The 17,614-nt window shown below is 43.9% G+C and carries 15 protein-coding genes; 4 read left to right on the top strand and 11 right to left on the bottom strand.

The features are described from left to right. Positions 1-14: 14 nt before the first annotated feature. From B1L02_RS10845 to B1L02_RS10885, 9 genes are all read right to left on the bottom strand, one after another. On the bottom strand, positions 15-2,117 hold the full coding sequence (locus tag B1L02_RS10845) for a flagellar hook-length control protein FliK (RefSeq protein ID WP_088531018.1): 2,103 nt from the start codon (positions 2,115-2,117) through the stop codon (positions 15-17). Between the two features lie 143 nt (positions 2,118-2,260). After that, complete coding sequence (fliJ, locus tag B1L02_RS10850; RefSeq protein ID WP_088531019.1) at positions 2,261-2,707, bottom strand: flagellar export protein FliJ; 447 nt, start codon at positions 2,705-2,707, stop codon at positions 2,261-2,263. Further along, a complete protein-coding gene (fliI, locus tag B1L02_RS10855; protein WP_017218040.1) occupies positions 2,707-4,038 on the bottom strand; it encodes a flagellar protein export ATPase FliI in 1,332 nt (443 codons plus the stop codon). The genes fliJ and fliI overlap by 1 nt, the downstream gene beginning before the upstream one ends. Positions 4,039-4,111: 73 nt before the next feature. Then, a complete protein-coding gene (gene fliH, locus B1L02_RS10860; RefSeq protein WP_088531020.1) occupies positions 4,112-4,927 on the bottom strand; it encodes a flagellar assembly protein FliH in 816 nt (271 codons plus the stop codon). Positions 4,928-4,930: 3 nt separating this feature from the next. Then, complete coding sequence (gene fliG / locus B1L02_RS10865; protein ID WP_010369151.1) at positions 4,931-5,971, bottom strand: flagellar motor switch protein FliG; 1,041 nt, start codon at positions 5,969-5,971, stop codon at positions 4,931-4,933. Further along, the gene (gene fliF, locus B1L02_RS10870) at positions 5,964-7,682 is read right to left on the bottom strand and encodes a flagellar basal-body MS-ring/collar protein FliF (RefSeq protein ID WP_088531021.1); all 1,719 of its coding nucleotides are present in this window, start codon (positions 7,680-7,682) and stop codon (positions 5,964-5,966) included. Before fliF ends, fliG begins: the two co-directional genes overlap by 8 nt. A 20-nt stretch (positions 7,683-7,702) precedes the next feature. After that, positions 7,703-8,035: a flagellar hook-basal body complex protein FliE gene (fliE, locus tag B1L02_RS10875; protein ID WP_088531022.1), complete on the bottom strand. Its 333-nt coding sequence runs from the start codon at positions 8,033-8,035 to the stop codon at positions 7,703-7,705. A 255-nt stretch (positions 8,036-8,290) separates the two neighbouring features. After that, the gene (locus B1L02_RS10880; protein ID WP_088531023.1) at positions 8,291-9,670 is read right to left on the bottom strand and encodes a sigma-54-dependent transcriptional regulator; all 1,380 of its coding nucleotides are present in this window, start codon (positions 9,668-9,670) and stop codon (positions 8,291-8,293) included. After that, positions 9,667-10,767, bottom strand: a complete 1,101-nt coding sequence (locus B1L02_RS10885) for a sensor histidine kinase (RefSeq protein ID WP_088531024.1) — start codon at positions 10,765-10,767, stop codon at positions 9,667-9,669. The genes B1L02_RS10880 and B1L02_RS10885 overlap by 4 nt, the downstream gene beginning before the upstream one ends. A gap of 236 nt (positions 10,768-11,003) precedes the next feature. On the opposite strand from B1L02_RS10885, the gene B1L02_RS10890 reads away from it, so the two are divergent. Next, positions 11,004-11,603 (top strand): DNA-3-methyladenine glycosylase I, encoded by a 600-nt coding sequence (locus tag B1L02_RS10890; protein WP_088531025.1) that lies wholly within the window; start codon positions 11,004-11,006, stop codon positions 11,601-11,603. A 75-nt stretch (positions 11,604-11,678) separates the two neighbouring features. Here B1L02_RS10890 and B1L02_RS10895 read toward each other — a convergent pair whose 3' ends face one another. Together B1L02_RS10895 and B1L02_RS10900 are read right to left on the bottom strand one after the other, a co-directional pair. Then, positions 11,679-13,118 (bottom strand): sigma-54 dependent transcriptional regulator, encoded by a 1,440-nt coding sequence (locus tag B1L02_RS10895; protein WP_088531026.1) that lies wholly within the window; start codon positions 13,116-13,118, stop codon positions 11,679-11,681. 148 nt (positions 13,119-13,266) lie between these two features. Further along, complete coding sequence (locus tag B1L02_RS10900; RefSeq protein WP_088531027.1) at positions 13,267-14,052, bottom strand: flagellin; 786 nt, start codon at positions 14,050-14,052, stop codon at positions 13,267-13,269. Between the two features lie 223 nt (positions 14,053-14,275). On the opposite strand from B1L02_RS10900, the gene pseB reads away from it, so the two are divergent. From pseB to B1L02_RS10915, 3 genes are read left to right on the top strand one after another with little or no spacing between them, the layout of a single operon-like run. After that, the gene (gene pseB, locus B1L02_RS10905; RefSeq protein WP_088531028.1) at positions 14,276-15,277 is read left to right on the top strand and encodes a UDP-N-acetylglucosamine 4,6-dehydratase (inverting); all 1,002 of its coding nucleotides are present in this window, start codon (positions 14,276-14,278) and stop codon (positions 15,275-15,277) included. After that, positions 15,274-16,455, top strand: a complete 1,182-nt coding sequence (pseC, locus tag B1L02_RS10910; RefSeq protein WP_088531029.1) for a UDP-4-amino-4,6-dideoxy-N-acetyl-beta-L-altrosamine transaminase — start codon at positions 15,274-15,276, stop codon at positions 16,453-16,455. Before pseB ends, pseC begins: the two co-directional genes overlap by 4 nt. A gap of 10 nt (positions 16,456-16,465) precedes the next feature. Further along, a complete protein-coding gene (locus B1L02_RS10915) occupies positions 16,466-17,599 on the top strand; it encodes a Gfo/Idh/MocA family protein (protein ID WP_088531030.1) in 1,134 nt (377 codons plus the stop codon). Positions 17,600-17,614 lie beyond the last annotated feature (15 nt).

Consider the following 17,614-nt stretch of genomic DNA (forward strand, 5'->3'; position numbering starts at 1 on the left):
AATAATAGCAGGTGTTAGGCATAGTAATCTATTGCAGAATCAGTATTTCTCTTTTGCGATGGTTGTGGGTTGTCAGAATGCCCCTGCTCATCACCTACAGTTTGCGTTCCATTTGCATTTCCACCAGCCGTTTGTGATTCTGCCTCGGTATCTCCACCTTGCTGATGCGATATTTGACTATCGCCTAGTTCAATCCCTTGTTCAGCTAACATTTCTCTCAGTCTTGGCAGTGATTGTTCTAACAATTCTTTAGCTTGCTGATTTTGCACCACAATATTTACTTGAGCCTGCTCCGCATCGCTTTTAATCCGAATTTGCATTGCCCCAAGCTCAGGCGGGTCCAAGCGAATTTCAGCTTCTTTATTGTTAAGATTAAGCATCAGTCCTACCCGTTGATGCAACTCTTTTGCGGCATCTTGACGCGCTATATTAATCGCCTGTTGAAGATTAGCATCTGTTGCCTGTTTTGTCTGCGCTGTACTTTGGTTTGCTGGCTGAGACTGTTGAATTTGCTGAACTTCTTTCAGCGTTTGGTTTAGTGAGCTAGTATCTTGCGCTGCACTTACAGGGCTTGCTTCAGACTTAGCTGAAGTTGGTGTCGCTGTAGCGGCATTAGCCGATTGACGCTCATTTTTAACTGCATCTTTCACAATGCTTGCTTCCGCTTGAATCACCTTACTATTCTCTTTATCAACTAGCTTTTCGCTTATTTGTTTTTCTGAGCTCTGTTTTTCTGAACTTTGCTTCTCCGCTGCCAACTTTTCATCACTAGCCAATTTATTCACAGCTATATTTTTTTCAGCACGTTCACCCTCTTTAACTACCACGGCCTGCTGCCCACTATTGTTAGACTTTTCTTGCGTGCTATTTACATTAAAAGACTCTTGGATAGCACTTTTTACGTCCGTCGTTGCTTCTGTCGGAGCGTCTATTGAAGTTTGGGTTACGACAGAGGATGGCACAACCGCTTTAAATTGCTGCACATTTGCAATATCAACACCTTTACCAATTAACTGGGCTACGGCTTTTTGTACATTGGGTGACGCATCATAAATATCAAGCTTACCGGCCATCACCGCTTTTAATTCGTGCTGTTGCTGAACAGTCAACTTTTCTACAATGGTTTGCACATCAGTCGTGCTTTTTGTAGCTACTGAGTTTTTCTCTTTCACTGTTTGTGTACTCGTCTCAGAAACGATTTGCTTTGTTTCTGATTGCTTAGCTTCAGGTGAAGAAACAGATTGAACAAGCTCTGATTTATTACCGACTAAGGATTCTTTAAGTTGCGCGGTTTCAGACTCATCTTCAACTTGAGTCCCAGCTAACTTATTAGCATCTGGATCCCGTTTTTCTACGTTTGTATTGGTAACCACGGCTTGAGTGTTAGCATCCTTTTGCAGCTTAGGCTGTACTGTTTGCTCTTCAGCTTCTGCACTGTCGTTCATTAACGCAGGTTTAGCGGCCTCAACTTCTGAGTCTTGGCTATCCAAAGAAGCCAATGCTGATGACAAAGGGGCTGTCTTTGTACCTGTATTTTCAGTTTGACCTTTCAACCCTCGAATTAACGGACTCGCTTCGTCTTGCAGCTGCTCCTCAGAGGATGCACCATCGCTAGTCGCAACGTTTTCATCAGCCGCCGAGACCTTACCCAATGCCTCTTTGACTAATTGCGAAATTGCTGTTGGGTTTTGGCTCAATGAAGTGTTCTGCTGTTTTGCAGCGCTGATCTGAGCATACAAGTCATTGTCAGGGGAATCAGGAAGTGGCTTGTCCACAACTACCTGACCTTTGTCGGTGTAGCTAACCGTAGAAACTGGTACTTCCCCATGCTGCACAGAAGAAGCGCTTTGCGCCTTATCGCCTGATTGCGGTTCATCACTTGATGGTACTTCGCTATCTATTCGTGCATCCGGATCTGAGGTTACGGAATCTGAGGCTACTGAATCTGCTGACTCCTTTACCTGATTGCTTACACTTTCTTGCTCCGCTAACTCAGCCATTAAAGCGCTAAATCCAGAACCGCCTTCTTTACCCTCAGTGTCCGTTTCTTGGGATTTTTCTTTAATATCAACCTCGTTACTGCCTCGTTGCAGCATGGATGCAAGCATTAGATTCATCTTAAAACGACCTCATAAAGTGGCAATGTCCTGCCGTTTGCAATACACCAATAAAAACTAATACTATGAATATTAGTGACTTTTACGAGTGAACTACTCAAATAATAAAACGCTAATTAATACCAAGCATATTCCGAGCCAAGTTACCAAGCTCGCTCTTTTCGTACAAACTGATTAGTCGCGAACTCATCAAGCATTTTTTGCTCTGCTTTGGCAAGACGAGTTTGCCTAGCAAGGGCTTGCTTCTCGATGAGTTTTTCAATTGCTTTTGTTTTAGCCTGCTGCGCTAACCATAGCTTACGACGTTGTTCAACCACCTGCTTAGCTGTGTTGACCGTTTTTGCTTGCTGATCAATAGCCTGCTCAATCTTATTAATAAAGTTATGATATTGATTAAAACCACCGCTAGACAGGCCAACTTGTGCTCTACTATGTAGCTGCATGCTGTATTCCAAACGAAAATCGTTTAGTCCCGATAAACGTTGTTGGTTTGTCGCTAGGTGCTGCTGAGCTTGAACAAAGTTAGCTCGAAGATTATCTTCTTTGTCTTTTTCTAGCTTGAGCAATAAAGTCAGTTTGTTATTTGCCATTATGCTTGTCCTAGTAGCTTAGCGAGGCCTTGCAAACACTCGTCATAATTGATCACGTCTTTCATGCCTTGCTGAAGGAAGTTATTCACCGCTGGCATCATATTTATCGCCTGATCTAGCATCTGGTCACTCCCACGTTGATAGGCACCTAAGGTGATCATGTCTTTGTTCTGCTGGTACATTGAATAAACTTGTTTGAGTACTCTTGCTTGCTGCATGTGTGCCTCTGATACCACTTGAGGCATCACTCGGCTGATTGACTTTTCAATATCTATCGCTGGGTAATGACCACTATCGGCAAGCTCTCGTGATAACACGATATGACCATCCAAAATAGCTCGGGCAGCATCGGCAATAGGGTCTTGCATATCATCACCTTCACTCAATACGGTAAAGAATGCAGTAATTGAACCTTGTCCTTCACCTCCGTTACCTGCGCGCTCAACCAGTGCTGGAAGCTTTGCAAACACGGAAGGCGGATACCCTTTTGTGGCTGGCGGCTCGCCAACCGCAAGCGCTATCTCACGCTGCGCCATGGCATAACGCGTCACTGAATCCAGTAACAACAGTACGTTTAATCCTTGATCACGGAAATACTCCGCAATAGTCACAGCACTCTCACAGCCTTTTAAGCGCATCAGCGGTGAAGCATCGGCGGGAGCGGCAACCACAACAGAGCGGCGTCTGCCCTCGACTCCCAAAATCTCATCGATAAACTCTTTCACCTCACGACCACGTTCACCGACCAAGCCAACGACAATAACATCCGCTTCACTGCCTCGTGTCATCATGCCAAGCAATACCGATTTACCCACACCACTCCCTGCAAACAGACCCATACGTTGGCCTTGACCCACTGTTACGATCGAATTTATCGCGCGTACACCTACATCCATTGGTGAGTCGATTGGACGCCTTGCAAGTGGGTTAATGGGCGCTGCGGCAAATTTAAGATGCTTCTCAGCGTCAATGGCACCAAGGCCATCTAGTGGCCTACCAAGTCCATCAACCACACGACCAAGTAAACCCATTCCGACAGGTAATCCAGCATCCTTGACTTTTGGGATCACTCGAGCTCCAGGAAGAACGCCTGTAATATGGTCGTTTGGCATGAGGTAAAGCGTTTCTTGATTGAAACCGATGACTTCTGCGTCAATAAAACCGCCAAGCGTCTCGATTTTACATTGACTGCCGACGGGAGCACTTAGTCCCCTAGCTTCAAGGGTGAGACCAACCACACGGGTGAGGCTACCTGCAACCGCAACCCCGTATGGTTTGATAAATTTCTGATACTTACTGATGCGCTCGCTCATAGCAGCAGATGTCGACATTTTCGCAATTACCTTAAGAAGGCATCGTTATCCTGAATTTAATTGCTTCGCTTATCTGGATAACAGTGCAGTATTATTGGTTTATACCACTATCCTGCAAAAATGATTCCAATACTTCACTAATACGGTTTTTAAGCGTCATATCAATGGATGACTGAGGCGTTTTCACCTCGCAACCACCCCTGTCTAACGTCGGCTCTGGAAGTAACTGCCAATGCTGCGATTGTATATGTTCTTCGCCATACATGGCTTGCACTAAGGCTAAATCTTCTGGGTGCAGATGGATGCGTACTGTTTGATCTTTGACAGGCAGCGCGTCCATCGCTTTTTTCAACGCGTTTAAAATAAGTTCAGGCGTGGTCTTGAGCTCTTTAAAAATAACCTGCTCTGCCAATAAATTGACGAGTACAACCAGCTGCTTTTCACACTCATCATCAACCTTTTTCAGTGGCGTTTGCATGCCATCTAGAATAGTGGATAGCGCTTTCAACCTCTCTTCAATGAGAGGTTGTGCTTCCTCTAGCCCCTTTTCTTTACCTATTTCTACACCTTCTTTATAACCGGCCTCTTTGCCTTCTGATACGCCTTTGTCAAAGCCTTCGATATAGCCTTGTTCATGGCCTTGCTTTATTCCTTCTTCGTAGGCATCCTGACGGATCTGCTCTAACTCTTCAAGCGTAAGCGTTGGAAACTCAGGCTCTTGCGGCTCAGGTTCTGCGCTCACCTCTCTCTTAGTATATAACTCTTCCAACGGCGTACCAAAGGCCGTAGAGCGACCACGGTATTTCTCGGGTTTATCGGTAACATCCGGAATGGGCCAGTTTTCTAGTAACTCATCCACCGCTTCGGTGCTGACTGGGCGGCCTTTATACAACTTTTTATCGACCATGGTTTATAGGAACTCCTCACCACCACCACCACCAAGCATAATTTCACCTGAGTCAGCCAAACGTCTAGCCGTTGCCAAAATTTCTTTTTGTGCTGCTTCCACTTCACTGATCCGCACTGGAGGCATAGCCTCAAGGTCATCTTGCATCATCTCAGCAGCACGCTTAGACATATTCTTCATGATCTTTTCTTTTAAGGATTCGTCCGCGCCTTTAATTGCTTTCATTAGTACATCTTGCTGAACTTCACGAAGGATTGCCTGGATACCACGGTCTTCTACATCCATTAAGTTTTCAAACACGAACATAAGGTCTTGAATTTGTTGCGACATTTCTTCGTCGTGTTCTCGGATTGAATCCATCAACTGACCTTCAATGTTGGTATCTAAGTAGTTCATGATATCTGCAGCGGCTTTTAAGCCACCCATTTTCGCTGCTTGTGCACCAGCTTGACCAGCGAACTGCTTCTCCATGATCTCGTTGAGTTCTTGTAGTGCCGCTGGTTGTACTTCTTCTAAGTTTGCAATACGCATTGTCAAATCTAAGCGTACTTTCTCAGGAAACTGAGACAAGATTTCAGCGGATTGCTCTGGCTCTAAATAAGACAATACAATCGTTTGGATCTGCGGGTGCTCGTTGCGGATAATATTGGCAACTTGCTTCGAGTCCATCCACTTCAACGAATCCAACCCTTTTGCACCAGAGCCCATGACGATTTGGTCAATGAGACTTGCCGCTTTGTCTTCACCAAGTGCTGCGGTTAGCGCCTTCTTAATGAAATCTTCCGATTGGAAACCTATCGTACTAAAACTTTGAATTTGTTCGATAAACAAATTGTGCACAGCTGCTATTTTAGCCTGAGATAGGTCATCCATGGAGGCCATTGCCATACCGACCTTTTGCACTTGCTTTGGCTCTAAGTGTTTCAAAATCTGAGCTGCATCTTCTTCAGTCAAACTAAGCAGTAAGATGGCAGCCTTGTCGACGCCATCTAGCTTGTCAACGTCAAAGGCTGCGGGCAATTGTTTTTGTTCTTGATCAGTCATCTTCGGTCAACCACGCTTTCACAACTTGTGATGAGAGTTCTGGTTCGTTAGCAACGAGAGCACGTACTGCTTTGAGTAAGTCCTCGTCGCCATGTAAGTCTGGCAATTGTAATCTACCGTCAGAAGAGAAGCCAACCGCAGACTCATCAAAATCGTTATTTAGCATATCGAGTGTACTGTCACCTAAATCAACACCACTGGTCAACGCATCTTCATCGAAATCTTCAAGCGTGTCATCTGGGTAAATTAGACGTTTAAGCATAGGTCTTACTACCGCTAAGATTAGCACAATGATCACTAAGGTACCTGCTGCAAGACGGATTGTCTTTTGGAACCAATCCTGCTCCCAAAGTGGTATCTCTTGTATTTCGGTGAGGTCTTCACGCACAAATGGTACCGTTACCACTTCTAGTGCATCGCCTCGCTGCATATCAAAACCCACACCACCTTGTAGCAAACGACGGATATTATTTAACTCTTCTTGCGTACGCGGCACCATCGCCATGTTGCCTTCCGCATCAGGCTTTGCGAGGTAGTCAACAGCGACACTTACACTGATCCGGCGAATAACACCTGTTTGTTGACGCTTATGACTGATAGTGGTATCCAACTCATAGTTGCGTGTTGCTTCTTTTTGATTACTGCTTGGTGTTGCACTTTGGCCATTGCTGCCTTGCCCTGCAATCTCTGGGATATTCGAGTTTGTTGGCGGTTGATTGGTGAGTGCTCCTGGAATACCCACAGCTAAACCACCAATATTATTTTCTTCATAGGTCGTTTCACTACGAACCGCAGGTAAATCCGGGTTATAACGTTTTTGCGTTTCTTCAACTGCACTGAAGTCCATTGTTAAGTCGACCTGCGCCGTAAAGTTACCAAGACCTACAGTTGGGATCAGGATGCTATCAATTTTTTCTAGGTATTCTTGTTCACGTTTACGTTCAATTTCATACTCTTTTCTCGAACGTGCAGCCAAAGAGTCTTGAGAACCAGAGTTGAGTAGACGGCCGTTTTGATCGGTTACGGTCACGCGTGAAGGCTCTAGGCCTTGCACTGCTGATGCCACGATGTCTACGATTGAGTCAACCTCTTCGCCACCAAGCGTTTTGCCACGTTTAAGGGTTATAACTACGGTTGCTGAGGGCTTTTTCTCGCGACGTGCAAAGACGTTTTCTTTTGGTATTGCAAGTAACACTTTTGCGCGGTTTACATCTTGTAACTCTTCGATTGTTCTCGCAAGTTGTTGCTCACGGCTATGTTTTAAGCGCTCTCTTTCAAGACGTTGGCTAACACCAAAACCCATATCCTGCATCAGAATATCAGTGCCAGAACTCGGAGACTGGGTAAAGCCGTCACGCGCCATACGCAGTTTTATGTCTTGATAGTCCGACTCAGCAACTAAAATGGTATTACCATCTAGTTGGTATTCAATTTTCTGTTGATCTAGAAAGTCTAACGTTTCAACAAGCTCTTCTGTTGGGTATTTACCAAGTGGACGCATATCTGGTTGGCGCGCCCAAATGATAATAAAGATTGCGATTGCTAAACAAATAGCGAGGGCAATCACCAGAGTAACCTGGCGCAACATATCAACACCGCTTAGCGCACTGAAGTAGCCTGATTTTTGCTCTTGTTGCTCATCCGAACCGCTGTCATTATTCAGCGCTGCGTCGGAAAGCGTAAGATCTGTTGATTGATTAGTAGCCACGATTACTCTCCACAGTCACTCAATTAAACTGGCATGCTCATGATTTCTTTATAGGCCTCAACAAGTTTATTACGAACTTGTACCGTTGCCTCAAAAGCGACCGATGATTTTTGTTTCGCTATCATGGCTTCTGCAAGAGAAACACTTCTGTCACCCATTTCAACTGCGGTGACTTTTTGTTTCGCTTCTTGTTGTAAGCCGTGAACTGTATTAATTGCGTCTGAGAGTAAATCGCCAAACTGAGCCGACGAAGATGCTGCCGTCTTAACTGGCTGCACTGATGGCTGTGTATTTCTCGTCGCTTCTGCAGCCATTGCCTGCATTTCTTGAAATAGCGCTGAAGATTGTACTTTCATGATGCTTTACTCAAAATAACTCTTAGTTACCCTTAATAAAGCAGAAAACGTGCCAACTTAAAGTTATTTATTTTCAATGACTTATATAAAATTGAGTATGTCGAAAAATTGGCAGTGTATAGAAATGAAAACTAGGTGCCCGAGTCTGTGACCCTTATAGGCACCTAATTAAATTTGAATTGACATATAAAACTTAACCTGAGGTTTGGATAAGGAATGAGCTAACTCATTGTATTTAAGCTCAGGTTACTTAGGTTAAGCGGGTAGCGCAATCCCTAAGTCTCGCATTTTCGCCAGCTTATAGCGAAGCGTGCGAGGACTCATCCCCAATACCTCCGCCACTTCTTTACGTTTACCGTTAAACTTTGCCAGCGTATCTAAAATAATTTGGTGTTCTTTATCCTGTAACTCATCTTTATAGCTAATGATCTCATCATCACCTTGCGAGCGCTCCAATAAAGCTGGTGCTTCACGGTTTGCAAGTGCTGCTGACTCAATCAAAGCCATCGGCGAGAAGTTTTCGATAAAAATATCATCTTCTTGAATTTCATTACCTTGAAACAAAATCAATGCACGTTGAATAACGTTGTCCAGCTCCCTTACGTTTCCAGGCCAACTGTGCGAACTGAGCTTACGCTTTGCATCACTGCTTAATATAGGCGTTGGCTTGCCTGCTTTTTGCGTATGCCTTAGCAACAAATGTTCAGCTAACACAGCAATATCACCCGCTCTGTCTTTCAGTGGCAACCACTCTAGCGGGAAAACATTGAGGCGATAATATAAATCTTCTCTAAATACCCCATCATCCACTGCTTCTTTTAAATCGCGGTTACTGGTTGCTAACACTCTGACATCCAGTGAGATAGTTTTTCTGCTACCTAAACGCTCTACCTCGCGCTCTTGTAACACGCGAAGTAATTTTGCTTGTAATCCCAAATCCATCTCTGTGATCTCATCAAGCAAAATCGTTCCCTTTTGTGCTTGCTCAAATTTTCCAGGACACGCCTGAATGGCACCTGTAAACGCCCCCTTCTCGTAGCCAAATAAGGTTGCTTCAAGCATATTTTCTGGGATTGCAGCGCAGTTAATTGCAATAAAAGGCTCGTCTGCTCTGTCTGATTTATCGTGAATATAGCGAGCCAACACCTCTTTACCTGAACCGCTTGGTCCAAGTACCATGACGCTGGCATCCGACTTAGCTACTTTTGCAGCCAGTTCAAGTAGTTTAGTACTCTTGGGATCGGCAACAATGGGTCCGTCTGTCTCTTTTTCCTTCTCAGGTAAATAACGGCCAACCATATTGAGCAATACTTCGGGCGCAAATGGCTTGGCCATATAGTCGATAGCACCCAATCTCATCGCCTCAACCGCATCATCAATGGTCGCGTATGCTGTCATCATCAATACCGGCAATTCGGGATAATTGAGTTTAATGGTCTTTAACAAATCAAGCCCACTCATGGCACCCATTTGCACATCACTCACCACCAAAGAAAAGGTTTCTTGCTTTAGCAATAAAACGGCTTGCTCCGCACAACTTGCTTCTACGCACTCGATATTTGAAAGCTGCAATGTATCGATGAGCGCTTCTCTTAAGCCTGCGTCATCTTCAACAACTAAAACTCTGTTACTCATAGTTCCTCCGCCTCAATTAGTGGTAGTACCAAGCTAAAACGCGCGCCCTTACCTTCAACGTTGTCTGCCTGCGCAAACCCTTTATGTGCGTTAGCGACCGAATTAACCACCGCAAGTCCTAGCCCAGTCCCCTGTGACTTGGTTGTAAAAAATGGTTCGAACAACTTGTCTACTAAGGTTTCATCAATGCCAGGCCCATTATCAATAACTGAAATACGTACATATTCTCCACACGACTCGCGCTCTGCTTTAAGCTCAATGTGTGCCGCACTGCCAATTATTTGAATACTGTTATGGATCAGGTTTTGGATCGCACTTGCAAGCGCAGTGCGATTACCTAATATTTCGATATCTGGCTCAGGTAAAAATGCTTCTAACTTTGCTTGGTTAAGCTCAACCATAGCGTCAGCACCCGCTTTGACTTCACTCAATAACTGTTGCATTGACACTCGCTCAACCACTTGTTGTTCACCGCTTTTAGCGAACAGCAGCATATCGTTGACTTGGCTTTCTAAGTCTTTTAGTCGAGACATCAATTTATCGTGAAACTTTTCTCGAGAAGCCGAAGGAAGGTTAGCTGCGCCTAGATTTGCACCATATAACATCGCAGCCGATAACGGCGTACGCACTTGATGCGCCAGTGACGCGACCATCTTTCCTAATGCACTTAATCTTTGCATATGCGCGACACGACTTTGCAACCTACGCGTCTCGGTAAGATCTGTCATCAAAATGAGTTGTCCAGGTTCTGGTGTCAGTGCGGTGATATCTAACTTAATTCTTCTGCCATCTTTAAGAGAGACTTCATGACCATCGTCCTGCTGTGGCCGAAATGAACGCTGAATAACGCTAAACCACTTTTCACCTTCTAGTGGTTCACCCAACATATCCATCGCAATTTGATTTGCCTTGGCAATCATACCTTGACCATCAAGTACCACGACACCTGCAGGCATAGTATCAACAAGATGACTTAACCAACTCGCCTGCTGCCTAAGATCGCTTAGCTCACCGACGTAGGCTTCTTGCAGCAAACAAGGGTTGTAGCGATTCGTCGTTGGTACAAATTGTGGATTAATAACATGTGCTAATGCCATTTTTCCGCTCTCTTAAAAATAAACTCAATGGATAAAAGCAAGAAACGATCCAACTTTATATTTCATTTAAAACATAGAGTTACACAATGTTTAACAATTCCAATTTATTGACGCTGTTTTTATATACAGCACTATGCTACAGTTTTTGAAAGCCAAATGTGATGCTGCAATGAGTAGTTGGCGTAGTAAATCATTTAGCTTATTCACATTCACAATTAGATAGAAGAGAGCTAACAATGACAATACGATGCAGCTGGGTAGACGAGAGTAAACCCGATTATGTTGAATACCATGATAAGGAATGGGGAAGGCCTGTACTGGATGACCAAAGCTTATTTGAATTTATCACATTGGAATCTGCACAAGCAGGCTTAAGCTGGTATACCATTTTGAAAAAACGTGAAGGCTATAGAAAAGCATTCCATAATTTTGATGTACATAAAGTGAGCCAGATGACAGAGCAAGATGTCGAGCGGCTATTAGCATTTGACGGAATTATCAGAAACCGCGCAAAAATCGTAGCAACGATAAATAACGCAAAACGATTTATTGAAATTCAGCAAGAGTTTGGCAGCTTTGCAAAATACCAGTGGCAATTTGTTAATAACAAGCCTGTTATCAACCCCATGCGTGACAAACACGATGCCGTTGCCACCAGTGAACTCAGCGACAAATTTGCCAAGGACTTAAAAAAACGTGGATTTAAGTTTTTAGGTTCAACCACCGTGTATGCGCATATGCAAGCTTGCGGCATGGTTAACGACCATGCCGATAACTGTTTTTGCAAACAAACCATTGTTGCCAGTTATCAAGACTTGGATTTTACTCAACTTTGAGCCCCAAAACATAAGGCCGCGCATTAAGCGGCCTTAATGAGTAGAATTGATTAAATAGATAGTAGTGATGAACTATCAATCACGATTGAGATTATACTTTTTCATCTTCTCAACTAATGTGGTACGGCGAACGCCCAATATTTCTGCAGCTCGAGCAACCACATAGTCGTAGCGCTCTAAAGCTTGAGTGATCAAATCAATTTCAAGCTCTGCTAAATATTCTTTTAACTCTATTCCCTCGTCCGGCAGTAAGCCAACATTCGATACTTGAGGCGCAAAATCTTCCGCGACCATGTCCTCTTCATCGTCACTAAAACCATCGCTAAACAATTCATTGAACGCATCTTTTTCTAGTAGCTCTTCTGGATATTCTGGCTCAAACGCTTCGACTTCTATATAGCGGTACTTTTGTGGTAAATCCGTCACATCGACAACCTTGTCTGGGAACATAATCACCATTCGTTCCACAAGGTTTGCAAGCTCTCGAATATTCCCAGGCCAAGCGTGCGACTTTAAGCTGTCTACGGCTCTATCGGTAAACTTAACCGAATTGCCCGTTTGTTCATTTACTCTACGTGTTAGTTCCTTTAGCAGTAGCGCAATATCTTCCGCACGCTCGTTTAGAGAGGGGTTTTCAATGGGGAATACATTGAGTCTATAAAATAAGTCTTCGCGAAACTTGCCGTCTTCAATCATGGTTTCAAGATTACGGTGTGTCGCAGCAATCACACGAACATCCGCCTGAATAGGCTTTGTGCCCCCAACTCGTTCATAGGTGCGTTCTTGCAAAACTCGTAACAATTTCACCTGCATTTGCAGTGGCATATCACCGATTTCATCGAGAAAAAGCGTACCGCCTTGCGCAAGTTCGAAGCGCCCTTTCCTGGCTGAAATCGCGCCAGTAAATGCGCCTTTTTCATGACCAAAAAGCTCGCTTTCTAACAGCTCACCAGGGATAGCACCGCAGTTAACTGGCACAAATGGTCCCTGCGCACGTTTAGACAATAAGTGTACGTTACGCGCAACCACTTCCTTGCCTGTTCCCGACTCACCCAAAATAAGGACATTGGCGTCGGTTTTGGCCACTTGAGAAATCAAGAAACGAACGTTTTTAACCGCTTCGGTTTCCCCAACTAAACCATCAAAGCTCTTATTTTGTAGCTTGTTCTCTTTGTTTGGAAGCATACGTAAGTATTGCTGACAGTCATGTAGCAATTGCATCGTGACTTCTTGCCCAAAGGGTTCTGTGATGAGCCCTATCACATTCGGTAATGCAAGTAGCGGCCTGAGCGTTTCACCTATTAATAAAAACGGGACGGCGGGATGAGATTTTATTAACGCTTCGTGTGTTAAGCTTTGCAAAGCGCCTAACACAAAAATTGGTTCTTGTTTGTTATCAAGGATCTTGGGCTCATAACGCTCTTCGGCCAGCACTTCATTTGCTTGACCGACAAAACTAAGTGCCGCACCTAATCCGATCGCTCTTTTGTTGTTGTTATCTAAGATCAAGACCATTGCTTGAGAACCAATCTACTTAAAATTTTTTCAATAGTTAGATTGTAAGAGAGATTAAGGGGGATGCAATACCTAAGTGGCAACTTTTTGACATTAACGCCAAAAAATCGCCACTACAGCTGTTCTATATCAATACTTTGGTATTAATTTATAATAAACCTAGTACCGATGATGCAGACTGATTAGCTTGACCACGCAAAGCAATCGAAGCTTGCGACAAAATATCGTTGGCAACTTGATCGCTCACCGCTTGCGCGTAATCGGTGTCTTGAATTCGACTTTGGCTCGCCGCAATGTTTTCACGTTGGTTACTCGCAGAGCGAATCGTACTAGATACCGCATTTTCAAATGCACCGAGCTCAGCACGTTGGCTGTTTAAATCTTCAGAGACCGTATCTGCCGCATCAATGGCAGCTTGTGCGCCCACCTGCGTCGAGATGTCCACACTCAATATTGCACTGGCAAAACCACCATCAGTCTGCTGTAGCGACTGGGTTGTATTAGCGTCGGGACCTACCTGAAAACTACGAGACTCACCGTCAAAAATTTGTGCGCCACCAAATGTAGTATTCTCAAACGTTTCGCTTATTTGCGTTTGCAGCTGCGATACTTCCTCTTGCAATGCTTGACGGTCACTATCTGTCAACGCCCCATTACCGGCTTGAATCGATAATTCTCTAATCCGGGAAACCGCATCATTCACACCAGATAATGCCGAGTCAGCAGTTTGCGAATACGAGATACCATCATATGCGTTACGAATAGATTGACTGTAGCCGTCCTGTTGAGACGTCAAACGATTAATGATCTGCAAAGCCGCAGCGTCATCAGCAGCTGAATTTACACGCTTCCCCGAAGACAACTGCTCGTTTAACTTATTTGCTGTCTGCTCTGTACGATTAAAAAAAGCAGTACTTTGTGATTGGATTTTCATATTTACCCCCATTCACTATCATTAGTTTAAATCTACGTTATTGTGAGCAAAAAGTCATCATAGTCGTTAAATTTCCCGCAATGGCTGGCATAAATACTGCAAAACACATAGAAGTGATATAAAGTATTGAGTAGTAGCTAATTTATTGTATCGATAAGATATCTAAAGCAGTTTCGATACCCGATACTGTAAAGTTTTGATTGCACCTGTAGGTGGACACCCTATGTTTGATAATAAAACCATATTAATAACCGGCGGCACAGGCTCTTTTGGCAAGAAATATGTCAAAACATTGTTAGATCGTTATAAGCCAAAGAAAATCATCATATTTTCGCGCGACGAGCTAAAACAGTTCGAAATGCAACAAGAGTTTAATCAACGTTGTATGCGCTACTTCATCGGCGATGTACGAGACAAAGACAGGTTGCGCCGAGCAATGCAAGGGGTTGATTATGTGATTCATGCAGCGGCGTTAAAACAAGTGCCTGCTGCCGAATACAACCCAATGGAGTGTATCAAAACCAATATCAATGGTGCCGAAAATGTGATTGAAGCCGCTTTAGATAATAACGTCGAAAAGGTAATCGCACTTTCTACCGATAAAGCAGCTAATCCAATCAACTTATACGGCGCTACAAAATTAGCGTCAGATAAACTTTTTGTCGCCGCAAATAATATGGCTGGCGGACATAAAACTCGATTCTCTGTTGTTAGGTATGGCAATGTGGTTTGCTCAAGAGGTTCGGTGGTCCCGGTATTCCAAAAGTTTATTGATGAAGGGAAAGGTCATATTCCTATTACTCATGCAGATATGACTCGCTTTTGGATTAGTCTTCAGCAAGGCGTTGACTTCGTACTTAAGAATTTTGAGCGTATGCTTGGCGGCGAAATCTTTGTGCCAAAAATTCCATCGATTCGCATTGTTGACCTAGCAACTGCAATGGCGCCCAATTTACCTCAAAAAATTATCGGGATACGCCCTGGCGAAAAGCTTCACGAAGTAATGTGTCCTCAGGATTTAAGTTTTGATACCTTTGAATTTTCTGATCATTTTGTTATTGCTCCGGGGATCAAGTTTAGTAGCAGAAGTAACTCTTTTGACCTTAATGCGCTTGGTGAGCAAGGAAAAGCGGTGCAACCTGGGTTTGAATACAACTCTCTGACTAACCCAGTTTATATGAGTGTTGAAGAGATAAAAGCGTTTAACCTGCAAGCACTATTATGATCCCATACGGAAAGCAATCAATAGACCAAGCGGATATTGACGCCGTTATCGAAGTACTGCAATCGGACTGGTTGACACAAGGCCCTAAAGTGCCAGAGTTTGAGCAAAAACTTTGTCAGTATACTGGCGCAAATCGTGCCGTTGCGGTAAACAGTGCGACGTCTGCACTACATATTGCCTGCCTCGCCCTTGAAGTTGGTAAAGGTGATATTGTCTGGACCTCACCAAACTCATTTGTTGCTTCATCTAATTGTGCGCTTTATTGCGGTGCGAGTGTCGATTTTATCGATATTGAAGTCAGTACCGGTAATATGAGCATTCAGGCACTCAGTGATAAGCTAGCACTAGCAAAGCAACAAAACCAACTCCCCAAAGTAGTTATACCGGTACATTTTGCAGGGCAATCATGTGATATGAAGGCTATCCATCAATTAGCTGTGCAGTATGGTTTTAAAGTAATTGAAGACGCATCACATGCTATTGGGGGTTCCTATCATGATAAAAAGGTGGGTTGTTGTGAATACTCTGATATCTGCGTTTTTAGCTTTCATCCGGTAAAAATAATTACCTCAGCTGAGGGTGGTGCTGCGTTGACAAATGACCCAACGCTGGCAAATACGATGGCGAGGCTTCGCAGTCATGGTATTACTGGAAATCCAGACGAATTTAATGAACCCAGCCATGGGGTCTGGTACTACCAACAGCAAGATTTAGGCTTTAACTACCGTATGACGGATTTACACGCGAGTTTAGGGATAGCACAGCTTACTAAGGTCGATACATTTGTTAAGCAGCGAAATAATCTTGCTAACACGTATGATACGCTATTTGCAGATAGTATTGGGATCACACCTCTCGCGCGCTCTGAAAGCTCAATTTCTGCCTATCACTTATATGTTATTCGACTCGAAAGTTGTACGCCCGATCAGCATAACTTTATGGTCAACGCGCTTCGGGAGAAAGGCGTTTTTGCGCATGTTCATTATATTCCCATATACCTGCAGCCCTATTATCAGAATTTAGGCTTTAGGGCAGGCTATTGCGCTGAAGCTGAATCCTACTACTACAGTGCAATCACTTTACCTTTGTATCCAACCCTCACTTTAACCCAACAAGAGTACATCGTTAGCACGACTGAAGCGCTTTATCTTGAGTGTACCAGCAGTGATGAAAGCTAAAGGAAAGATTATGAATAATAGACCATTGCAACTGGCTTTTATTGGCGGAGGTAATAACTCTGCAGTCGGCTATGTACACTTTTCAGCAGCACATTTAGATAATAAGTTTCAGGTCGTCGCGGGTGCATTTAGTCGAGACGCCAAGGTCAATCAGCACACGGCTGAACAATGGAATGTAAGTACAGAGCGCACCTATAACTGCTGGAAGGAGTTAATTTTAGCCGAGCAAAGCACGGTAGACGCTTTTGTTGTTTTAACACCAACCCCTCATCACACAGAGGTGTTAACGGCATTATTGGAAAAGGATTTAGCCGTTATTAGTGAAAAGTCACTGACTTGCGGATTGGCTGAGGCGAAGGAAATTGAAGCTTGTTACGATCCCAACAAACACTTTCTTGCAGTAACGTTCAACTATAGTGGTTACGCTATGGTGAGGGAGCTCAAGCATATCATTTCTAATGGTACGCTTGGAGAAATACAAAAAATTCATCTTGAAATGCCCCAAGAAGGCTTTAAACGCCCACCAGATATCGCAGGTAAACCTAGCCAACCTCAACCATGGCGTTTAAAAGATTACGACGTCCCAACAATCTGTCTCGATTTAGGTGTGCACCTTCACCATTTATCTAGCTATCTATTAGAAGTTGAGCCTGAAGCCACCTGCGCGCAATTTGCTAATCACTCAGAGTTCAAAGGATTAGTTGATGACGTTAATATGCTCTTGAAATACCCAAATGGTATCGTTGGCTCAATGTGGATGTCTAAAACAGCAATTGGTCATAGAAATGGGCTTTCCGTACGCGTGTATGGCACCAAAGGAAGTGCTCGCTGGTTTCAGTTAAATCCTGATGAATTAGAACTCAACTATAATGATGGACGTCGAGAAGTGTTAGATAGAGCTGGCCAATGCCAGTATGCGAATCAATTTCGATATAATCGGATGAAACCTGGTCACCCCACCGGTTTTGTCGAGGCCTTTGCCAATTTATATAGCGATATTGCGGGAGCACTCCAATTACACTTGAGCAAGCAATCGAGCCGTTCAGAGTACGTTTTTGGATTTGAGCAAGCCAAGCAAGGCCTGGCGTTATTTGAAGCCGCAAAGCGCTCCGCTGAAAGTGGTACATGGCAGCAGGTGAAGTAGTTTACTTCGCCTGCT

It is taken from the genome of Pseudoalteromonas piscicida (assembly GCF_002208135.1).
Classification (GTDB): domain Bacteria; phylum Pseudomonadota; class Gammaproteobacteria; order Enterobacterales; family Alteromonadaceae; genus Pseudoalteromonas; species Pseudoalteromonas piscicida_A.

Excerpts from the sequence above, each read along its gene's own strand:
- B1L02_RS10845 (WP_088531018.1), bottom strand. The coding sequence starts at position 2,117 with ATGAATCTAATGCTTGCATCCATGCTGCAACGAGGCAGTAACGAGGTT.
- fliJ (WP_088531019.1), bottom strand. The coding sequence starts at position 2,707 with ATGGCAAATAACAAACTGACTTTATTGCTCAAGCTAGAAAAAGACAAA.
- fliI (WP_017218040.1), bottom strand. The coding sequence starts at position 4,038 with ATGTCGACATCTGCTGCTATGAGCGAGCGCATCAGTAAGTATCAGAAA.
- fliH (WP_088531020.1), bottom strand. The coding sequence starts at position 4,927 with ATGGTCGATAAAAAGTTGTATAAAGGCCGCCCAGTCAGCACCGAAGCG.
- fliG (WP_010369151.1), bottom strand. The coding sequence starts at position 5,971 with ATGACTGATCAAGAACAAAAACAATTGCCCGCAGCCTTTGACGTTGAC.
- fliE (WP_088531022.1), bottom strand. The coding sequence starts at position 8,035 with ATGAAAGTACAATCTTCAGCGCTATTTCAAGAAATGCAGGCAATGGCT.
- B1L02_RS10880 (WP_088531023.1), bottom strand. The coding sequence starts at position 9,670 with ATGAGTAACAGAGTTTTAGTTGTTGAAGATGACGCAGGCTTAAGAGAA.
- B1L02_RS10885 (WP_088531024.1), bottom strand. The coding sequence starts at position 10,767 with ATGGCATTAGCACATGTTATTAATCCACAATTTGTACCAACGACGAAT.
- B1L02_RS10890 (WP_088531025.1), top strand. The coding sequence starts at position 11,004 with ATGACAATACGATGCAGCTGGGTAGACGAGAGTAAACCCGATTATGTT.
- B1L02_RS10895 (WP_088531026.1), bottom strand. The coding sequence starts at position 13,118 with ATGGTCTTGATCTTAGATAACAACAACAAAAGAGCGATCGGATTAGGT.
- B1L02_RS10900 (WP_088531027.1), bottom strand. The coding sequence starts at position 14,052 with ATGAAAATCCAATCACAAAGTACTGCTTTTTTTAATCGTACAGAGCAG.
- pseB (WP_088531028.1), top strand. The coding sequence starts at position 14,276 with ATGTTTGATAATAAAACCATATTAATAACCGGCGGCACAGGCTCTTTT.
- pseC (WP_088531029.1), top strand. The coding sequence starts at position 15,274 with ATGATCCCATACGGAAAGCAATCAATAGACCAAGCGGATATTGACGCC.
- B1L02_RS10915 (WP_088531030.1), top strand. The coding sequence starts at position 16,466 with ATGAATAATAGACCATTGCAACTGGCTTTTATTGGCGGAGGTAATAAC.